Source organism: Paenibacillus beijingensis (genome assembly GCF_000961095.1).
Taxonomy (GTDB): Bacteria; Bacillota; Bacilli; order Paenibacillales; family Paenibacillaceae; genus Paenibacillus_O; species Paenibacillus_O beijingensis.
This window is the reverse complement of sequence record NZ_CP011058.1, coordinates 1676935-1692874: the sequence shown is the minus strand read 5'-3', so window position 1 is coordinate 1692874 and position 15940 is coordinate 1676935. Positions and strand designations below refer to the sequence as shown.

At 53.2% G+C, this 15940-nt stretch carries 15 protein-coding genes, 1 tRNA gene and 1 pseudogene; 10 read left to right on the top strand and 7 right to left on the bottom strand.

Annotated features, from left to right (window positions below; all coding sequences use genetic code 11):
• Positions 1-89: 89 nt before the first annotated feature.
• Positions 90-165, top strand: a tRNA-Thr gene (locus VN24_RS07630).
• 394 nt (positions 166-559) lie between these two features.
• Here the strand turns inward: VN24_RS07630 and VN24_RS07625 are convergent.
• The 3 genes from VN24_RS07625 to mscL all read right to left on the bottom strand — a co-directional run bounded on the left by VN24_RS07625 (position 560) and on the right by mscL (position 2531).
• On the bottom strand, positions 560-853 hold the full coding sequence (locus VN24_RS07625; RefSeq protein ID WP_045669901.1) for a hypothetical protein: 294 nt from the start codon (positions 851-853) through the stop codon (positions 560-562).
• Between the two features lie 481 nt (positions 854-1334).
• Positions 1335-1967: an NUDIX hydrolase gene (locus VN24_RS07620; RefSeq protein WP_045669900.1), complete on the bottom strand. Its 633-nt coding sequence runs from the start codon at positions 1965-1967 to the stop codon at positions 1335-1337.
• Between the two features lie 57 nt (positions 1968-2024).
• Entirely contained in the window at positions 2025-2531 is a 507-nt protein-coding gene (mscL, locus tag VN24_RS07615) for a large-conductance mechanosensitive channel protein MscL (protein ID WP_045669899.1), read from the bottom strand.
• 198 nt (positions 2532-2729) lie between these two features.
• On the opposite strand from mscL, the gene VN24_RS26225 reads away from it, so the two are divergent.
• Positions 2730-4481, top strand: coding sequence for an ATP-binding protein (locus VN24_RS26225; RefSeq protein WP_052702840.1), 1752 nt, complete (start codon positions 2730-2732; stop codon positions 4479-4481).
• 147 nt (positions 4482-4628) lie between these two features.
• On the top strand, positions 4629-5666 hold the full coding sequence (locus tag VN24_RS07605) for an FUSC family protein (protein WP_045669898.1): 1038 nt from the start codon (positions 4629-4631) through the stop codon (positions 5664-5666).
• A gap of 166 nt (positions 5667-5832) precedes the next feature.
• Here VN24_RS07605 and VN24_RS07600 read toward each other — a convergent pair whose 3' ends face one another.
• The 4 genes from VN24_RS07600 to ilvA all read right to left on the bottom strand — a co-directional run bounded on the left by VN24_RS07600 (position 5833) and on the right by ilvA (position 8538).
• Complete coding sequence (locus tag VN24_RS07600) at positions 5833-6129, bottom strand: hypothetical protein (RefSeq protein ID WP_045669897.1); 297 nt, start codon at positions 6127-6129, stop codon at positions 5833-5835.
• A 106-nt stretch (positions 6130-6235) separates the two neighbouring features.
• Entirely contained in the window at positions 6236-6379 is a 144-nt protein-coding gene (locus VN24_RS27805; RefSeq protein ID WP_169751042.1) for a hypothetical protein, read from the bottom strand.
• Between the two features lie 123 nt (positions 6380-6502).
• A complete protein-coding gene (locus VN24_RS07595) occupies positions 6503-7102 on the bottom strand; it encodes a TVP38/TMEM64 family protein (RefSeq protein ID WP_045669896.1) in 600 nt (199 codons plus the stop codon).
• A gap of 167 nt (positions 7103-7269) precedes the next feature.
• Positions 7270-8538, bottom strand: a complete 1269-nt coding sequence (gene ilvA / locus VN24_RS07590; RefSeq protein ID WP_045673088.1) for a threonine ammonia-lyase IlvA — start codon at positions 8536-8538, stop codon at positions 7270-7272.
• Positions 8539-9101: 563 nt separating this feature from the next.
• Here ilvA and VN24_RS07585 point away from each other — a divergent pair.
• The 7 genes and pseudogenes from VN24_RS07585 (at position 9102) to VN24_RS07560 (ending at position 15341) form a co-directional block, all read left to right on the top strand.
• Positions 9102-9788, top strand: coding sequence for a hypothetical protein (locus VN24_RS07585; RefSeq protein ID WP_045669895.1), 687 nt, complete (start codon positions 9102-9104; stop codon positions 9786-9788).
• 86 nt (positions 9789-9874) lie between these two features.
• Positions 9875-10330, top strand: a complete 456-nt coding sequence (locus tag VN24_RS07580) for a flavodoxin (protein ID WP_082083664.1) — start codon at positions 9875-9877, stop codon at positions 10328-10330.
• Between the two features lie 25 nt (positions 10331-10355).
• On the top strand, positions 10356-11096 hold the full coding sequence (locus tag VN24_RS07575; RefSeq protein ID WP_045669894.1) for a hypothetical protein: 741 nt from the start codon (positions 10356-10358) through the stop codon (positions 11094-11096).
• A gap of 741 nt (positions 11097-11837) precedes the next feature.
• A pseudogene (gene tnpA, locus VN24_RS26835) lies at positions 11838-12222 on the top strand (IS200/IS605 family transposase).
• A 4-nt stretch (positions 12223-12226) separates the two neighbouring features.
• The gene (locus tag VN24_RS07570) at positions 12227-13267 is read left to right on the top strand and encodes an RNA-guided endonuclease InsQ/TnpB family protein (RefSeq protein ID WP_045669893.1); all 1041 of its coding nucleotides are present in this window, start codon (positions 12227-12229) and stop codon (positions 13265-13267) included.
• A gap of 214 nt (positions 13268-13481) precedes the next feature.
• The gene (locus VN24_RS07565; RefSeq protein WP_045669892.1) at positions 13482-14333 is read left to right on the top strand and encodes a helix-turn-helix transcriptional regulator; all 852 of its coding nucleotides are present in this window, start codon (positions 13482-13484) and stop codon (positions 14331-14333) included.
• Between the two features lie 342 nt (positions 14334-14675).
• Positions 14676-15341, top strand: coding sequence for an SOS response-associated peptidase (locus VN24_RS07560; RefSeq protein WP_045669891.1), 666 nt, complete (start codon positions 14676-14678; stop codon positions 15339-15341).
• Positions 15342-15940: the final 599 nt, after the last annotated feature.

The window sequence follows — 15940 nt, the reverse complement described above, 5'->3', positions numbered from 1 at the left end:
GGACTCAAAAAACCACCATTTTGGAACAAAAAAACAGCCGGAAAAGGCTTGACTTTGCTTCCGCCGCTGTGTATTATAATAAGCGTTGTGCTGATGTAGCTCAGGTGGTAGAGCAACGCACTCGTAATGCGTAGGTCGGTGGTTCGAGTCCTCTCATCAGCACCATTCCATATCAACAGTTCCAGCGCGGTTTTCCGGATTAATCGGAAGCCGCGCTTTTTGATTGTTTTAGGAAGTTATGTGAATCTAAGAATTGTGGATCGGGCACATCGCTGGCAGCGATGGGTCGCAGGTTCAGCCCGCAACCTCGCGCGGGGAACTGCACTCCATGACCTTCGAGAGCTAACGGCTTGCACAGACGTTATTTTGCTCAAAATGCCCTTGCAAAATGTAACGGTTGTGAGAGACCTTATCTGATGGCTTTCGCCCAAAAAGGGCTATTCTTGCAGCCAATAGCTGCGCTCATCTCCGTTAGAACTCTAATCGGGGCATTTTCATTAAATTAGCGGCAATGGCAGCCGTTAGGAAATAACCTGGTTAGGAAATAACCTGGCATCCATCACTCCCTCATCCGGAACGAATCGAACGGGCTGAGTCGAACCGGTCTGAATCGAACCGGGCGGACTCGAACGGAGCCTAAACGTGCGGGATCGCTGGAAGGTCTAACCCGGCGCGGCGCGCCCTTGCTGCCAAGCGGATTGCCTGCCGGTATGATGCGCAGCAAGACCGTTTGCCTCGTGCAGATGCTTATTTTTTGTTCTTCTTTTTCCCGGCTTCCGGCCCTTCCTTCGAAATGCGGCATATTCGTCAAGATCGGTCCATATAAATAAGAAGAGAAAATCGCACCAAACATTCATGAAAACGCTTTAATGTCTGCGCTTTAATGGTTATAATAGAACTATACCGCGTTTGCAAAGTCTGAATCCGGGACACAATGGTTAACAGAAACGGCAAGCAGGGGAGATGAGCTTATGATCAGACGTGAAGGCAGCTTAATCGTCGGGACGATCAATGGACTTGTGCTTTCGCTTCCTTTTTGGACCTGTGTTGTGATTTGGTTCGTCAGCCGGTAACGAGAAGCGACAAGCCGGAAGAGAAAAAGGGCGGAGAAGCCCTACACCGATACGTATAGCCAAAGAGCGCGTGTTTCCCGGACCGGGGCACGCGCTTGCTGTTTTGGGAACAGAACAACTGTGCCTCGCAGCCAGAATGCAACACCAGCACCGTTTTGCCTGCATATGCTGATGGAAAGAGCTTTAGGGGGAAGCCGAGTTATCCGCAGGGCGACACTCACCTGATTGGCCAGCCATAAACCATAACAAAGCGCCCGTCAATCAGGTGAGCCGCCGGATCGTCCGGAACAGCTCGGCGTAATAGCCGCCGTCGCGCGGCACGAAGCGGTCCGCCGTAACCGTCCGCTTGGCAGGGAGCAGCTCTCCGGAGGCGGTGGATTCGACTCCCCGCGCGATAATTTCGCTCCGTCTGCCTTCAAACAGGTCGATTACAGCCGCAAGCTCCGCTTCATATACGCCGGCCACTTCTTCATGCTGCAGCTTGAGCGAGGACAGCGGCACATCGACGGGAAGCGCGAACTCATGGCTGCGCTCATGATCGATGAACGGGACGCCGCCGGCAGTGCCGGCCGTTACCTCGTCGTGGGAGCCGAGCGGAAGCAGCGATTCGAACGCTGCGTCAATGCCGAGCTCTTCTTTGAGCTCCCGCAGCGCGTCCCGAACGGTTTCCCCGGCAGCCAGATGGCCCGCCGCGGTAATGTCGAAGCAGTCCGGGAATGTATCTTTGCTGCTCTGACGCAGCTGAAACCATACATAATGGCGGCCGCCTTCGCGCCGCGTCACCCAGCAGTGAAACGTCATATGGCGCCAGCCGTGCGCGTGCACATCCGCCCGGCTGGCGATGCCGGCCGGCTTCCACTCTTCATCGTAAATATCGAAGAACTCGGTGCCCATGCAGGCCCCTCCTTTTTATGCGAATAATGGCGGCGGTTTGAACGGTTCAGCGGTCCGTTATCCTTTCACGGTCCCGTCGGTATCGGTCATCATCCCGCTTTTCTGTTCGGGCTCCAGATGGGAGGTACAGAAGGCGCAGCGCGTCGCTTTAACCGGAACTTTGGATAGGCAGTACGGGCATTCCTTATCCTTCGGCTTCTCCGAAGCGGGCTGATCGTCCTGCCGGAAGCGCCGCAGCGTGTTCGTTCCTTTTACAATGAGGAAGATGCAGAACGCCACGATAATAAAGTCGAGCACGGTGCTGATGAACTGCCCGTACGTAATGATCGGAGCTGAATTATCCTTTGCTTCGGCCAAGGAAGCGTAAGGGTTGTTCCAGCCGAGGTACAGGTACAAATCTTTAAAATTGCTTCCCCCCAGCAGCAAGCCGATCGGAGGCATAATGATGTCGTTGACGAGCGATGTCGTAATTTTGCCGAACGCTCCCCCGATGATAACCCCGACGGCCAGATCGATCACGTTGCCGCGCATTGCAAATTCTTTAAATTCCTTAATCCATTTCATAGAAGGCCAATCCTTTCCTACAAGTTGAATGCCTTCTATTATAACCGAATCTGCCGTTCTCTGACACGTCCCTTTCGCGTCAAGCGTCCGCTTGGATATAATTTAAGTCACATACGACAGCAGGAAAAGGATTTCCGCCGATATTGTCGAAAAGAAATGGCGACGTCCAATTTTGAAAACGGGGAGAGCTATTAACGTATGCATAATGCCAATGATATTGTGTATCTGCTCCTCGCTTTTATTATTATCACCTTTTCATCCTATACGATGTTCAGCATGATCGAGCATTTGAAACAAAGCCATCCGAAAGGCAAACGCTACTGGCTGTTCGGGGGGGCTGCGGTATTCGGGCTTGGCAACTGGGCGATGCATTTTGTTGCGATGCTGGCTTCGGATTATATGATTAATGTCCGCTGGCCGTCCTTTCCCGCAATGTTAATGCCCGCTATCGGGGCATACCTTTCCTTCCTGGTGCTGAGAAGCCGAAGGAGCTCGCCCATCCGCATCCCCGCTTCGGCGCTGCTGATCTGCTTGGGTTCGCTGCTGGAGCACTATTTTACCGTATTGGTCAATCCGATTAACGCTGCTCAGCTCCACTGCGTTCCTGCCGTTTTGTCGGCGCTGATTATTTTTCTCGGTGCGGCGGTTACAATATATTTATTCGAGCGCAAATCGCGCTCATTCAAGCTGCTCTGCAGCTGCTTGCTCGGCGCATCGGCGCTCGGCATGCACCTGATGGCAATGAAAGCGTTAATCGTCGAATATACCGATGTGCTGACCGCCGACCGGCTGAACCAATCGGTCATGATTATGGCGCTGCTGCTCGGCATCGCCGCGCTGCTTATACTGGCGTTCAGCCTGACGGCATGGTTCGCGGACCGGCGGTACAACCAGATGGACGAGCGGTACAAGCTGCTGGTTGAAAATTCTCTCGATATGATCGCGCTCATTAAAGGCGGCAAATGGGAGTATGTGAACCGGGCCGGCATGCGGATGTTCGAGGTCGATCCCGCCAACCCGCTTGCCGGCCAATCCATCTATCCGTTTCTTCATCCGAAGCATCACGAAGATATTCGTAAGCTATTGAATGACACCGGCAATGAGAAAGCGTGCCCGGAGGATGCGACCGGTTTGTTGGAGCTTGACTGGTACACGGCGACAGGCAAGCAGCTCCATACGGAACTGATCCTGACCAAGTCCTTCTTCTCCGGCAAACAGGTGTTTCAAGCGATTATCCGCGATATTTCCGAGCGAAAGAAGAACGAGGAGCTGCTGATCAACTCCGAGAAACTGTATGTGGCAGGCCAGCTGGCGGCGGGAATCGCCCACGAAATCCGCAATCCGCTTACGTCGCTGAAGGGCTTCCTGCAGCTCATGTCTTCAGGGCGTCAGCTCGGAAAAAACTACCATGACATCATGAAGTCCGAACTGACCCGCATCGAGACGATCGTGAGCGAGCTGCTGATGCTGTCCAAGCCGCAAATTTATGAGCTCAATTATATGGACGTCCGGGTCATTATGGCCGATACGATTACGCTGCTGGAATCGCAGGCCGCGCTGCTTGGCATTGAGATTCAGGCGGACCTCGGCAAATCGCCGCTGTGGATATACGGGGTAGAGACGCAGATTAAGCAGGTTTTTATCAATGTATTGAAAAATGCGGTTGAAGCGATGGTCGAGGGCGGTTCGATTGCCATCACGCTGCAGCCGATAAACGAAGAGATTGTCATCTCCATCGTGGACTGCGGGCCGGGCATCGACGAGGAGCAGCTGTCGAAGATGGGCCAGCCCTTTTATACAACGAAGGAAAAAGGAACGGGGCTCGGTCTGATGGTTTCCTATAAAATCGTCGATAACCACAACGGCAAAATAAACGTGGAAAGCGAGCTCGGCAAGGGCACGTCCTTTCAAATTATTTTGCCTCATGCGAAAGCGGGAGCAGAAGGTTGACGAATGAATGCCCGCTGCGCGGCAGCTGTGTGCCTGCGGCTGGAAAGCGGCCGGGGCTTCCGTTATAATGAGTAGCGGCTAACATGACGCGGAAGACAAGAAGCCCAAAATAACGCTTGCTGCGATAACGAAAGGGGCACTCATCCTATGACGATTGGCGCCCGGGTGCTTAAGACCGGAATGGCCGTCGCCTTGGCGATCTATTTAAGCGAACTGTTTCATTTTGTACCTACGGTAGCGGCTGTCGCTTCCATATTTGCGATCCAACCGAGCGTGCAGCGTTCCTGGCAGCAGATGACCGATCAGGTTCAAGCCAACGTAATCGGTGCCGGGATGGCGCTGCTTGCTTTGCGGGTATTCGGACATACGCCGATTGCGGTCGGTCTTGTATGCATTGCCATGATTCTCATTAACATCCGGCTCAAAATGGAAAGTACAATCGGGCTGACGCTCGTTACCGTCGTCGTCGTCATGGAAACGAGCACATCCGACATTATGTCCGCGCTGCCTCGCATCTTGATGGTACTGATCGGAATGGGATCCGCTTTTGCCGTCAACGTCCTTATTTTTCCGCCGCGCCCGCGCAGGCAGTTTCATTCGGTCGCTTACGATGCGTACCATCAGCTGTCGGTCTTGCTGCGCACCGCGATCTCCGACGAGATGAAGGAGAGCGTCTACAATGCCGAAAAAGAAAAGCTGCACGGCATGCTCCGCAAACTGGAGGACCGCTACGACATGCTTGCCGAGGAGCGCTCCATCCGCCCCAGCACAAAAATCATGCGGGCCAGAAAGCTGCTGATGGCCAAACAGATGATTAAAAGTTTGCAAAAAGGGGCGGATTTGCTCGACGTGGTCGAGGAGCATTACTTTGCTTCGCCGGGTGCGGACAAGTGGGCCCGCAGCTTCGACAGCCAGATTGAAGAGCTGACCAAATACCACGAGCAAATTTTGCTTAAGATGGACGGCAAAATGAAGCCGCATGTGACGATTGAGCCGGAAGAGGGCCAGGAAAAGAGGCTGGCCGATCAGCTGACCGACTATTTGCGCAATAATCCCGACGAGCGGATGCGGCTCGTGTTCGTCGCCTCGGGCCTGTTCGAATACGGCTTCCATCTGCGGCGGCTGGAGCGGGTTGTCGAGCAGGTGCTGAACCGGACGGAAAGCGCGGCGAAGAAGGCGCAGTGAAGCGGACTTAGCGAAATTGAAAACAGTAACGATTTTCCCGCATGGAAGTAACGGCTCGTTTGGACGTAACCGATCTGCCGTTTAAAAAGCCTGATCCGGCGCGTCCGTACGCGGGGGCGGATCAGGCTTTTTAATTCGCGAATCGACCTCTCCGGCTTTGCCCGGCTTACTGGTCGCCGCGGTGCGGCTTGCGGTTATGACGGCGCGGATGCTGCATATGCGCCTCGGGATCGTCATCGTCGTCGTGCGGGACGAGACGGGGATCGGTATGGCCCTGATGATGATTGTTGAAGTCCAACTCGGCAAGCTCCCACTCCGTCGTTCCCAGCTGGGGATCGGCGGGGAACACGTCGCCCCGCTTCAGCTTCGTCTCGCGACCCCATTCATTTTTGTACACACCGTCGACGTCGACATGCTCGCCGGACATCGGCTCCATTTCGAAATGACGCTGTTTTTCGCTCATCTTTTTCCCTCCTAAAGGTTTTGCCGAATGGCAAAACCACTTCGAAAGCATAAGCTTAGGTTTTGCCGAATGGCAAAACCACTTCGAAAGCATCTGCTATAGCTCTCTACTGGCCGTGTTTCAGCAGGGCGGCAAGATCGGCCTCGGACTGCAGCTTGCTGGCGCGCTCCTTGCCCCGGCCGGTTTGGTCGGCAAGTGATTGGGCACTTTTGGCTTGACGCTGTTTATCGGACGGCTGTTCACCAGACATGGGCTTCCTCCTTCGTTGTTGTAGCAAAACAACAGTCTGACCACTAAATGTTCAGCAGAAGATACCGGACGATACCTTAACAGTGTGCTCCAGGAGGGAACGGATTATGAACGGAAACGGCTGTCACTTCAGCTGGTAACGCGCTTCCAGCCGCTTACCCCCGTACCACATGAGCAGCACGACGGCCCCGGTGACGGCAATGCGCCATGGGGCAAGGCTGCCGATATTAAAGCTCAGCAGCGACAGCGAAAAAATCATGACCGCCTTTCCGAGTAAAACGGCGATCACAAACGTGCGAAACGGCAGCGTGCTCAGCCCGGAGGCGATATTAACGAGCACCGACGGCGAAAACGGGAAGCAGGCCAGCAGAAAAATCGGCGTGAACCCCCGCCGTTCAATCCATTTGAAAAAACCTTTCGCGCGCGGAAACCGTTTTTGCAGACGTGTGCCTAAGCTGCCGCCGAGCTTGCGCGCCAGCCAAAACACCGTAATCGCTCCCGCGGAAGCTCCGATCCATGAGAACAGAAATCCGAGCCAGAGGCCGTAAATGTTGGCGTTGGCGGCGATGAATACAAACAGCGGCAAAAACGGAAGAAACGCCTCGGCAAAAGGAAGCAAAATTCCGGGAAGCGGACCGAAAGCCGAATAGCTTTCCAGCGTTTGCTGCAGATCCTGCAAATTCATACCTTTCAATTTCGATATCCATTCCTGAATTAAACTCATGCAACAGCTCCATATTCAAAGTATTTACGGCCTAATCTGGCCATATTCCTTATCCATTATTATATGCGCTCAAAAACAAATATCCAAACCCCAGCCGTAACGCGAAGCGCATGCAAAAAAAGAGCCGGACCCGTTACGGGCCGCGGCTATCATTTTCCTTCCTTCGATCAAATGAGCAGATTGAACATCATCGGATCTTTATTCAGCTCGATCACCTGATAGCCTTTCCGGTTCATCCGTTCCATCAGCGGAGCGTAGTCTTCCTGCCGCTTCAGCTCGATGCCGACCAGGGCGGGGCCGTTCTCCTTGTTATGCTTCTTCGTATATTCGAAACGGGTAATATCGTCTTCCGGACCGAGTACATCGTCGAGAAATTCGCGGAGGGCGCCCGCACGCTGCGGAAAGTTGACCATAAAATAATGCTTAAGCCCCTCGTAAATGAGCGAGCGCTCCTTCATTTCCTGCATCCGGTCCACATCGTTGTTGCCGCCGCTTACGATGCAGACGACCGATTTGCCGACGATTTCGTCGCGGTACATGTCCAGCGCGGAAATCGGCAGCGCTCCGGCCGGCTCCGCAACAATCGCGTTCTCGTTATACAACTCAAGCAATGTGGTGCATACTTTGCCCTCCGGTACGAGAACGATATCGTCGAGCAGATCCCGGCACAGGTCGAACGTCAAATCTCCAACCCGCTTGACGGCGGCGCCGTCCACGAATTTGTCGATCGTATCAAGCGGCGTCACTTTCCCCTTATTCAGCGACACGTTCATGGAAGGAGCGCCTTTTGGCTCGACACCGATAATTTTTGTGCGGGGAGATACCGCTTTAATGTAAGAAGCGACGCCGGCAGCAAGTCCGCCCCCGCCGATCGTCACGAACACATAGTCGGGAATCGAGGCGGAGTCGTCCATAATTTCTTTGCCGATCGTGCCGTTGCCGGCGATAATGGCCGGGTCGTCGAACGGGTGTATAAACGGCATGCCGCTGCTTTCGCTTGCTTTGACGGCTTCCGCGTAAGCGTCATCGAACGTGTCGCCGGTCAGGACGATTTCAACCTGGCTGCCTCCGAAAAACGCCACCTGGTTTACTTTTTGGCGCGGCGTCGTGCTTGGCATATAGATTTTGCCCGGGATGCCGAGTGTTTGACAGGAATAGGCAACGCCCTGCGCGTGATTGCCGGCGCTTGCGCAAACGACGCCTTTGGCCAGCGAGGCGGGGTCCAGCGAACGGATGCGATGGTAAGCTCCGCGGATTTTGAAGGAGCGGACAACCTGTAGATCTTCCCGTTTCAGCAGCAGATTGCACGCATAGCGCTCGGACAACACCCGGTTATGCTGCAGCGGGGTGCGTGTAATGACCTCGGACAAGTGCATCTGGGCTTGTATCATATCTTCCAATTCGATTTTCATCGGTCCAGTCGGCGGGTAAGTCATCGTCTTCATTTCAGTCCTCTCCTTGTTGTTTGCGGCTCGCAAGCAGCCCCAATTTCCCGGACAATCGCACCGGGCATTCTTTTATTAGAAGCTCTATCATTAGAGTGTGCAAAAATCCCGTCCCCGGTAGGGGACGGGCGTATATATCCGAACGTTCTCGTTCATGTTTGTTATACCCCGCAGGACGAGTCTTTGTCAATCAAGCCTATGAAAAGAAATGAAATGAAAAACAAAAGGAAAATTGGTGAATGAAAAAACGGAGAATAACAAAACGGAGAATAAAAAATGCGGCATTGACAGAATAAATGAGAACGGTTATCATCTACATGAAAGTGATAATCATTATCAACCAATTGGACTTGGATGAATTCCCGTAAGTTCGCCTAAGACCGCATAGGCCCAAATTCCGGGGAATGTTGCCGAAAGGAGTGAAGAGATGCTGAACGAAACAAAACCATGCCGCAATTGGCTGCCGCTTTCGTTTTCTTCCGTTACTGGCGGACGGGGATTCGATATATGCCGCATCGATGGGCCATGGGATTTACTGCAAGGAGAACGGCGGGTTGTGGCACGAAATTACAGACGACTCGCAGGAGCTGCGGACGGTTAACCGGATGAGGCTTTACCGCGAGAAATTATATATATGTACGAATGAAGGATTGATGTCCTATTCGCAAGGCGAATGGGAGATGGAGGAGCTGGAAATTCCGTGTTTTCAGCTCAGAATCGCTGGGAGATGCGCATATGCCGGCACTGCTTACGGGCTGTGGAGCTGCTGCTCCGGTTCGTGGAAGATGGTGGGATACCCGGAACGGCGGGTATACGACTTTCTGAATGTGCCCCAATACCTGATTCTGGCGCATGACAAGGGCATTGCCGTGTACGACCGGCTTACGGACAGCTGGGCCGATTTCAATCTTGGCACAGGTGTGACAAGTTTGGCGGTATATCGCGGGCATCTTATTGGCGCTACCGAGAACGGCGGGCTTGTTGTCGGCAATAAAAAGGGCGGATTTGACCGTGTCCACTACCGTCGAACGATAGTCTTTAATGTGATGAACAAAGGCGAAAATGTGTTTCTGTGCACGGACAAAGGGCTTTACCGCTACGGTTACCTGCTCGGGCAAGCGACGATGTATTCGGTCCGGCTCGGGGGACCGGTAGCGGACGCCGACTTGCAGAACGGTTCACTATATATCGCAACAATTTTTGAGGGGATCAAAACATTGCCTGTGGATGAAATTTTATAGACCGGGAACGCGATGAGAACGATGCGAAGCTAAGCTTATGCTTACGAAGTGTTTTTGCTTACGCAAAAACTTAAGGAGGTTTCATTTTGGAAAAAATTATTATTGTGTACGCGAGCTTGACGGGCAATACCGAAGAGATGGCCGAGTCGATTGCCGAAGGGGTCCGAGAGGGGGGCGCGGAACCGGTCGTGAAGGAAGTATCCGGCGTGTCGGCGATTGATCTTCTGAGCTACAAGGCGATGATTCTCGGCACCTACACATGGGGAGACGGCGAGCTTCCGGATGAGTTTGTCGACTTTTATGAGGAGCTGGACGATATTTCGCTGGAAGGGCGACAGGCCGCCGTATTCGGCTCGGGCGATTCCTCTTATCCGGAATTTTGCGGCGCGGTGGATCAACTGGAACAGAAGCTGAAGGAAAGAGGATCTGCCATCGCGGCAGAGAGTCTGAAGCTGGAACTGGACCCGTCGTCCGGGGAAAAGGAAACGTGCAGAGCATTGGGACGCACGATGGCCGGACTGCTTGCGGCTGCGGGATCATAACGTGCGAAGCGGGGTGGACACGGCGATGAAGCCGCGGGCGTGGGAACGCATAGACGATTATACCGTCGAGCAATATTTGCTTTTTGAGCGGGGAGCCGGACGGGGAGCAGCAGATGAGGCGGTTGCTGCCGTGAACGCTCCTCCGGGAAATTTCCTGCCTATGGACCGGCGGACGCCGGCCCTTCGCTGGCAGCATCTGGTGCAGTATGCCGTCAATCATGCCGTCAATGACTTTTATGCATTGCCCCGGACCGCCCGCGACGCGAAAGCGGTACATCGGCTGCTGGAAGCCAGATGGAGCAACCGGGCCTATTTATTCGGCATGAAGCAGCGTTATGTCACGGTAAAAAGCGAGACGGCAAACCGATTAAGCCGGTTTCTTGCAGGCGGTGCGGAGAACGACGAGCCCATCCTTTCTTTCGAGCGGGTCAGCACGCCGGTGCCGGAGCTGCGCAAGGAGCTGGCTATGCTGTATCATCTGGTCTTTGCATCGAAGGAAGGCAGCCCTTCCATCGTTCGCAAATTCATTGTCGATGACCGTGAGGAGCTAAGGGAGGCGATTGTGCACATGGCGGTTGCTGTCAGTATGAACGCCTTCGGACAACTGCCGCAGCGCATCGAAATATGCTCGGTCATGAGCGGCCGCCGGCATGTATACCGGACCGATGAAGGAAGCTTGGCAAGAGCGCTTGATTACATACGGCTGATCGGCACCTGCATGGCCGGCAGCTATACGGAAGGGCGCCTGAATTGCATCGCGCATTAGTTTCAACCTCCTGCTTCCCGGGATTTGCAATAGGCTGTCCCATAAGCAGATATTTAGTAGAAGCAATCAAGTTTTTTAGCTTCAAAAAACGAACCGGTCAAGAGACGATCCTTTACCGGTTCGTTAACACACATCGTCCCTACTTACCCCAATTTCACGGTTTCCTTCTGTCTTCGTACAATTGGCTTACAGTGGACAGCCTTCGCAGTTTGGGCTTCGGTCCACACGCAATTTCACTGCATACCCACAATCGGTTTTTGCATTTTCTTTCGCTTAGGCTTCGGCCGTACCATTGGCTCACTCCGCATCGCCCATCGCAGGTTTTCCCTCCAAACACGCAATAACGATCAATAATATCTTGTATTCGCAGGTTTAGCGAGGAAGGACCTCCGGCTCCGCTTTGCCATGGCGGAACTGGAGGTCCTTTTGCGTCAGATTTGGGAGTTGCTCATTCATATGGACACTTCTGAGACAGCCCCTGTTCAGGTTTTGCTAATATTAGCTTGAGTTAGCTTATTCCGGCACAGCTGATATTAAGCTTGCATGATCCCTGCGCTCTGCCCCCTCTTGCGCCTGTTCCCTGACAGCACTCTCTGTTACAGAATCTAAGCCGAGAAAGCCCTGGCCTTCAGGCATGGGATGAATCGGCTTAGGACAAGAGCTGTCATTAGACAGCTTAATTGTCCTACTTTTTTTAATGTTTTTGTTGGAGTTTTATGTATAAGCTAATACAATTGATGTATGGGACAAGAGTATAGAAGAACAGCAACGACAGTATCGCTCATCAACTATCATTTTGTTTTTTTTCCGCGATACCGAAGAAAGGTATTGACGTCGCGATTTAAAGAACTTATGCAAGAGCTTTGTAAGGCTAACGGTTTGCTCATTGTTGCGATGGAAGTGATGCCTGATTTGTACATCTATTCTTAAACGTGCTGCCGACGGATTCCTCCAGAGGACATCATGGCCAAATTGAAAGGACCAACCACTGCAGCTGCGTCAAGAATTCAACCATTTAAAGCACTTGCCGAGTCTTTGGACGCGAGCCTATTTTGTCAGTACGGCAGGGAACGTATCCAGCGAAATGACTAGGCGGCACGTAGAAGAACAAAAGACAAGGGGGTGAACCGATGCAAACGGTAACCGTTCAAATACGTATATTTCCAAACGATGTTTCGTTATTGAAGGAGATGGGAAACGAATATATCCAAACGGTGAATCGGCTGACCGAACAAGCGGAAACAGCTGGGGTATTTCCAAAACTGACATCCAAGGATGTTGAGGCCAATCTTCCTTCCGCCATAAGGAACCAAGCCATTCGAGATGCGCGAAGCATCCATAAAAAGACAAAGAAGCAAGGAAAGCGCCCAATTCTAAAGCAAAGAGCCTACTACGTCAACAATCAGAACTATACGATTGGCCAAAACACCGTTTCATTTCCTGTCATGGCGGATGGAAAAGTGCGGCGGCTCACAGTATCCGCCCGAATCGAAGAGCGGGAGCAACATGTTCTAGATAGCGGAAAGTCCGGGCTACTAAAAATCGTCGAAAAGTCGGGAAAGTGGTATGTTCATCTTTCTATCGAACTGCAAGTAAAAGAAGCGGCTGGCGATATCACGATGGGAATTGATCTGGGATTAAAGGTTCCCGCCGTCGTTGTCACATCAACAGGCAAAACCAGGTTTGTCGGCAACGGCCGACAAAACAAGTACATCCGCCGCAAGTACAATTCGCGTCGAAGAAAGATGGGAAAGCTTAAAAAGCTGTCTGCGATCCGAAAGCAACAGAACAAGGAACACCGCTACATAACCGACCAAAACCACAAAATCAGCCGAACGATTGTGAACCTGGCGATCGAAGAGCAAGTCTCCGTGATCAAAGTCGAGAAACTGACGAGCATTCGCCAAACGACAAGAACAAGTCGTAAAAACGCTAAAAACCTGCATAACTGGTCATTCTATCAATTGCAAAAGTTTATTGCGTACAAAGCGGCATTGGCCGGCATCAAAGTGATGGAAGTGAACCCTGCATACACTTCACAAACATGCCCGGCATGCGGCAAACGCAACAAAGCAACGGATCGAACGTATCGGTGTTTATGCGGGTTTCACTCCCACCGGGATCGGGTTGGCGCAGTCAATATCATGCGGCAGCCTGTGACAGATGGCTAACAGTCTGTCAGCCTAAGATGCTATATGCACTGTCTTAGGATGGGTTAATGGCATAACCCCGAACTTGGCAGTTGTCCAAACCGGAAACGGACTGCGGACGCATGGGCTAGCTAAGAATCCCACGGCTTTAGCCGTGCGGAGTGTCAAAATTAGGGCACTAAGCAATTGTAAAGTACTTTAGCTGCTTTAAAGCGTACAGGCAGGAGAGATTAAGTTGTCAGACCCGTTTATTGTAACGTTTCGTTCACCGCCTCTTCCTTATTTTATCGATTCCAACCGCGTGACGTATGCTTCCGGCGAAGAGCATCCGAGCCGCGTCAATATGGGGGTTTTCGGCCTGCTCGTTGTTCAGGAGGGGGCTTTGCATATCGGCGAGGAAGAGCAGGCATGGACCGTGAAGCCGGGACAAGCGCTCATCCTCAGACCCGACAAAAGGCATTATTCAATCCGGCCGTGCCGGGAGCGGACGACGTTTGACTGGGTTCATTTCCAGGCGGCCGGCGCTTGGGAGGAAAGCGGGGGAAGCCGCGAGGCGACGCTGCGCGGAGATCACTATACATATGCGATCCGGCTGCCGAAGATGATGGCGCTGTCCTCCTTCGAGCGGATCGGGGAGGCGCTGGCCAAGCTGCACGAGGCGGCGCAAAGCTCCACACATGCCGCTTTCTGGGGCCGGCAGCAGCGGTTTTTGGATTTGCTGCGGTTGCTGGAGGAAGACTGGCGTTCCGACGCGGCCAAAGCGGCCGTATCGGTCGCCGAGCGTGCGGCCGCATATTTGAAAGCCCATTACCGTTTTCAAGTGACCAATACCGATTTGAGCGGCGAGCTGGGATTGCACGCCAATTACATCGCACGCTGCATGACGGAAGTGTACGGCTGCACGCCGCAGCAATATTTGCTTTATTACCGTATCGATCAGGCGAAGCTGCTGCTGCTGACGACGGACTGGCCGATCTCGCGCGTGGCGGAAGAAACCGGCTTCCGCCAAACGCCGCATTTCTCGCGCCTGTTCGCCGCCCATACCGGCGTTCCGCCGCACCGCTTCCGCAAGCGGTTTACGGAATAGGCTGAAAAAGGAGAGCGAGAGCGGCGGGGTTGAATCTGGAGAAGCGAAGCGTTCGCCTGAAGGCTTTCTGAAGGAAAGCCGCTTCGGAAGCATGCGCTTAGACGGATCGTAACCCTAGAGGGATACGATCAAACGATCCGGCTGCAACAGCGTAAGATCAACCCCGCCGCGCCGCGTCCGCCTTTTCACCGCATTATTGATCTTCTCGGAGAATCGCGGCCGCATGTCCATTGAATTATTCAAACCTTCTCCGAGCGCTGCCTCACCTTTTTCACCTCTCCCGCGCATAGTGTCCCTCCCCTTGCAAATACTGGTTATAAACAAACCAGGGGGTACTTCAAAATGTGCGAACGTTATTCATTAACGGCGGAAGTCAGTGAAATTATGGACATGTTCGGGGTTGTAAAGGCCGGACGCTGTTATACAAACCGGTATAACATTGCGCCTACGCAAACGGTATCCATCGTCATGAACGACCGTCATGAACAAAGAATCATCGACGATTGCAGGTGGGGATTGTTTCCTTTTTGGGCCAAAGACGCGGTAAACGCGGACGCTGTCCGGCTGGAGAGCAGATCATATTTTGACGGCATGCTGAAAAGAGGGCGCTGCGTCGTTCCGGGCAGCGGCTTTTATGGCTGGCGCCGGACGGAAGGGGAGAAAGCGCCCCGGGCGATGCATATTATCGTTCCAGGCCGCAATCTATTCGGCATGGCCGGATTATACGACGAGTGGCGCTCCCCGGGAGGGGAACTGATGCGGGCCGTAACCCTTGTTACCGTGCCTTCGGCGGGACCGATGGCGCTCTGGCAGGAGCGGCTTCCGGTCGTTCTGGATCAGGAAGGGATGAGCGACTGGCTGAATCCTTCCGTGAAGGAATTTGGCCTCCTGCGCAAGCATTTGCAGCCGCTCGAGCCGTTCCAGCTGCGCTCGTATCCCGTAACGAACGCAATCCGCGACGAACAATATGAATCGCCAGACTGCATTACCGAAATCCGCCTCGCTTGAACGAAAGAGAAGGCTGCGCGGGAGGCCCGTCCGTCTGCTAACGAGAAAGACAAGCTCAGCAGGCCGGCGGGCCGGCGTTTGCTTAGGCGCCGACGATGCGCTTCTTCAGCCCATCTTGTCAAAAGCAATCATCCGCTTGAACTGTTTAAAATATTCCCATTTGTGGTAAATGTTTAACAACATCCGATCGTGTTCAAATTACATAAGCCAGTGGCAACATCCGGATGCCGTTGCTCATCCGCTGCCGCGACAAATGTTTTCCCACATTTCACCGGTTTACCGAAGCGAGGGCGCAAACTGCTGCTTGTAAAGGGGCAGGCATGTTAGCGCCTTGTATATCTCCTTCAGACTACATCTCCAGTTCATTTTACAGGCTTGATTCAGGTCTTTCCATAGCGAAAAAACGCGAAAATTCACCGTTTATGGCGGATGCCGGCTAACTCCCGGGCCAATCGAGTTTGAAGAGGGGCAGCGGCTGAACGCAAGGCGGTTTTGAACGCCTGGCATAGAGAAAAGAAGTGCTTATCGGGAGCGGCGAGGATGCGCTTCCCGTTACGCAAAAAACTTTCCGGAGGCTGAAAAGGAAACGGCCCGAAGCA

Bases quoted from the DNA above. Each gene is read 5' to 3' on its own strand.
- VN24_RS07625 (WP_045669901.1), bottom strand. From the start codon at position 853: ATGTTTGGTGCGATTTTCTCTTCTTATTTATATGGACCGATCTTGACG.
- VN24_RS07620 (WP_045669900.1), bottom strand. From the start codon at position 1,967: ATGGGCACCGAGTTCTTCGATATTTACGATGAAGAGTGGAAGCCGGCC.
- mscL (WP_045669899.1), bottom strand. From the start codon at position 2,531: ATGAAATGGATTAAGGAATTTAAAGAATTTGCAATGCGCGGCAACGTG.
- VN24_RS26225 (WP_052702840.1), top strand. From the start codon at position 2,730: ATGCATAATGCCAATGATATTGTGTATCTGCTCCTCGCTTTTATTATT.
- VN24_RS07605 (WP_045669898.1), top strand. From the start codon at position 4,629: ATGACGATTGGCGCCCGGGTGCTTAAGACCGGAATGGCCGTCGCCTTG.
- VN24_RS07600 (WP_045669897.1), bottom strand. From the start codon at position 6,129: ATGAGCGAAAAACAGCGTCATTTCGAAATGGAGCCGATGTCCGGCGAG.
- VN24_RS27805 (WP_169751042.1), bottom strand. From the start codon at position 6,379: ATGTCTGGTGAACAGCCGTCCGATAAACAGCGTCAAGCCAAAAGTGCC.
- VN24_RS07595 (WP_045669896.1), bottom strand. From the start codon at position 7,102: ATGAGTTTAATTCAGGAATGGATATCGAAATTGAAAGGTATGAATTTG.
- ilvA (WP_045673088.1), bottom strand. From the start codon at position 8,538: ATGACTTACCCGCCGACTGGACCGATGAAAATCGAATTGGAAGATATG.
- VN24_RS07575 (WP_045669894.1), top strand. From the start codon at position 10,356: ATGAAGCCGCGGGCGTGGGAACGCATAGACGATTATACCGTCGAGCAA.
- VN24_RS07570 (WP_045669893.1), top strand. From the start codon at position 12,227: ATGCAAACGGTAACCGTTCAAATACGTATATTTCCAAACGATGTTTCG.
- VN24_RS07560 (WP_045669891.1), top strand. From the start codon at position 14,676: ATGTGCGAACGTTATTCATTAACGGCGGAAGTCAGTGAAATTATGGAC.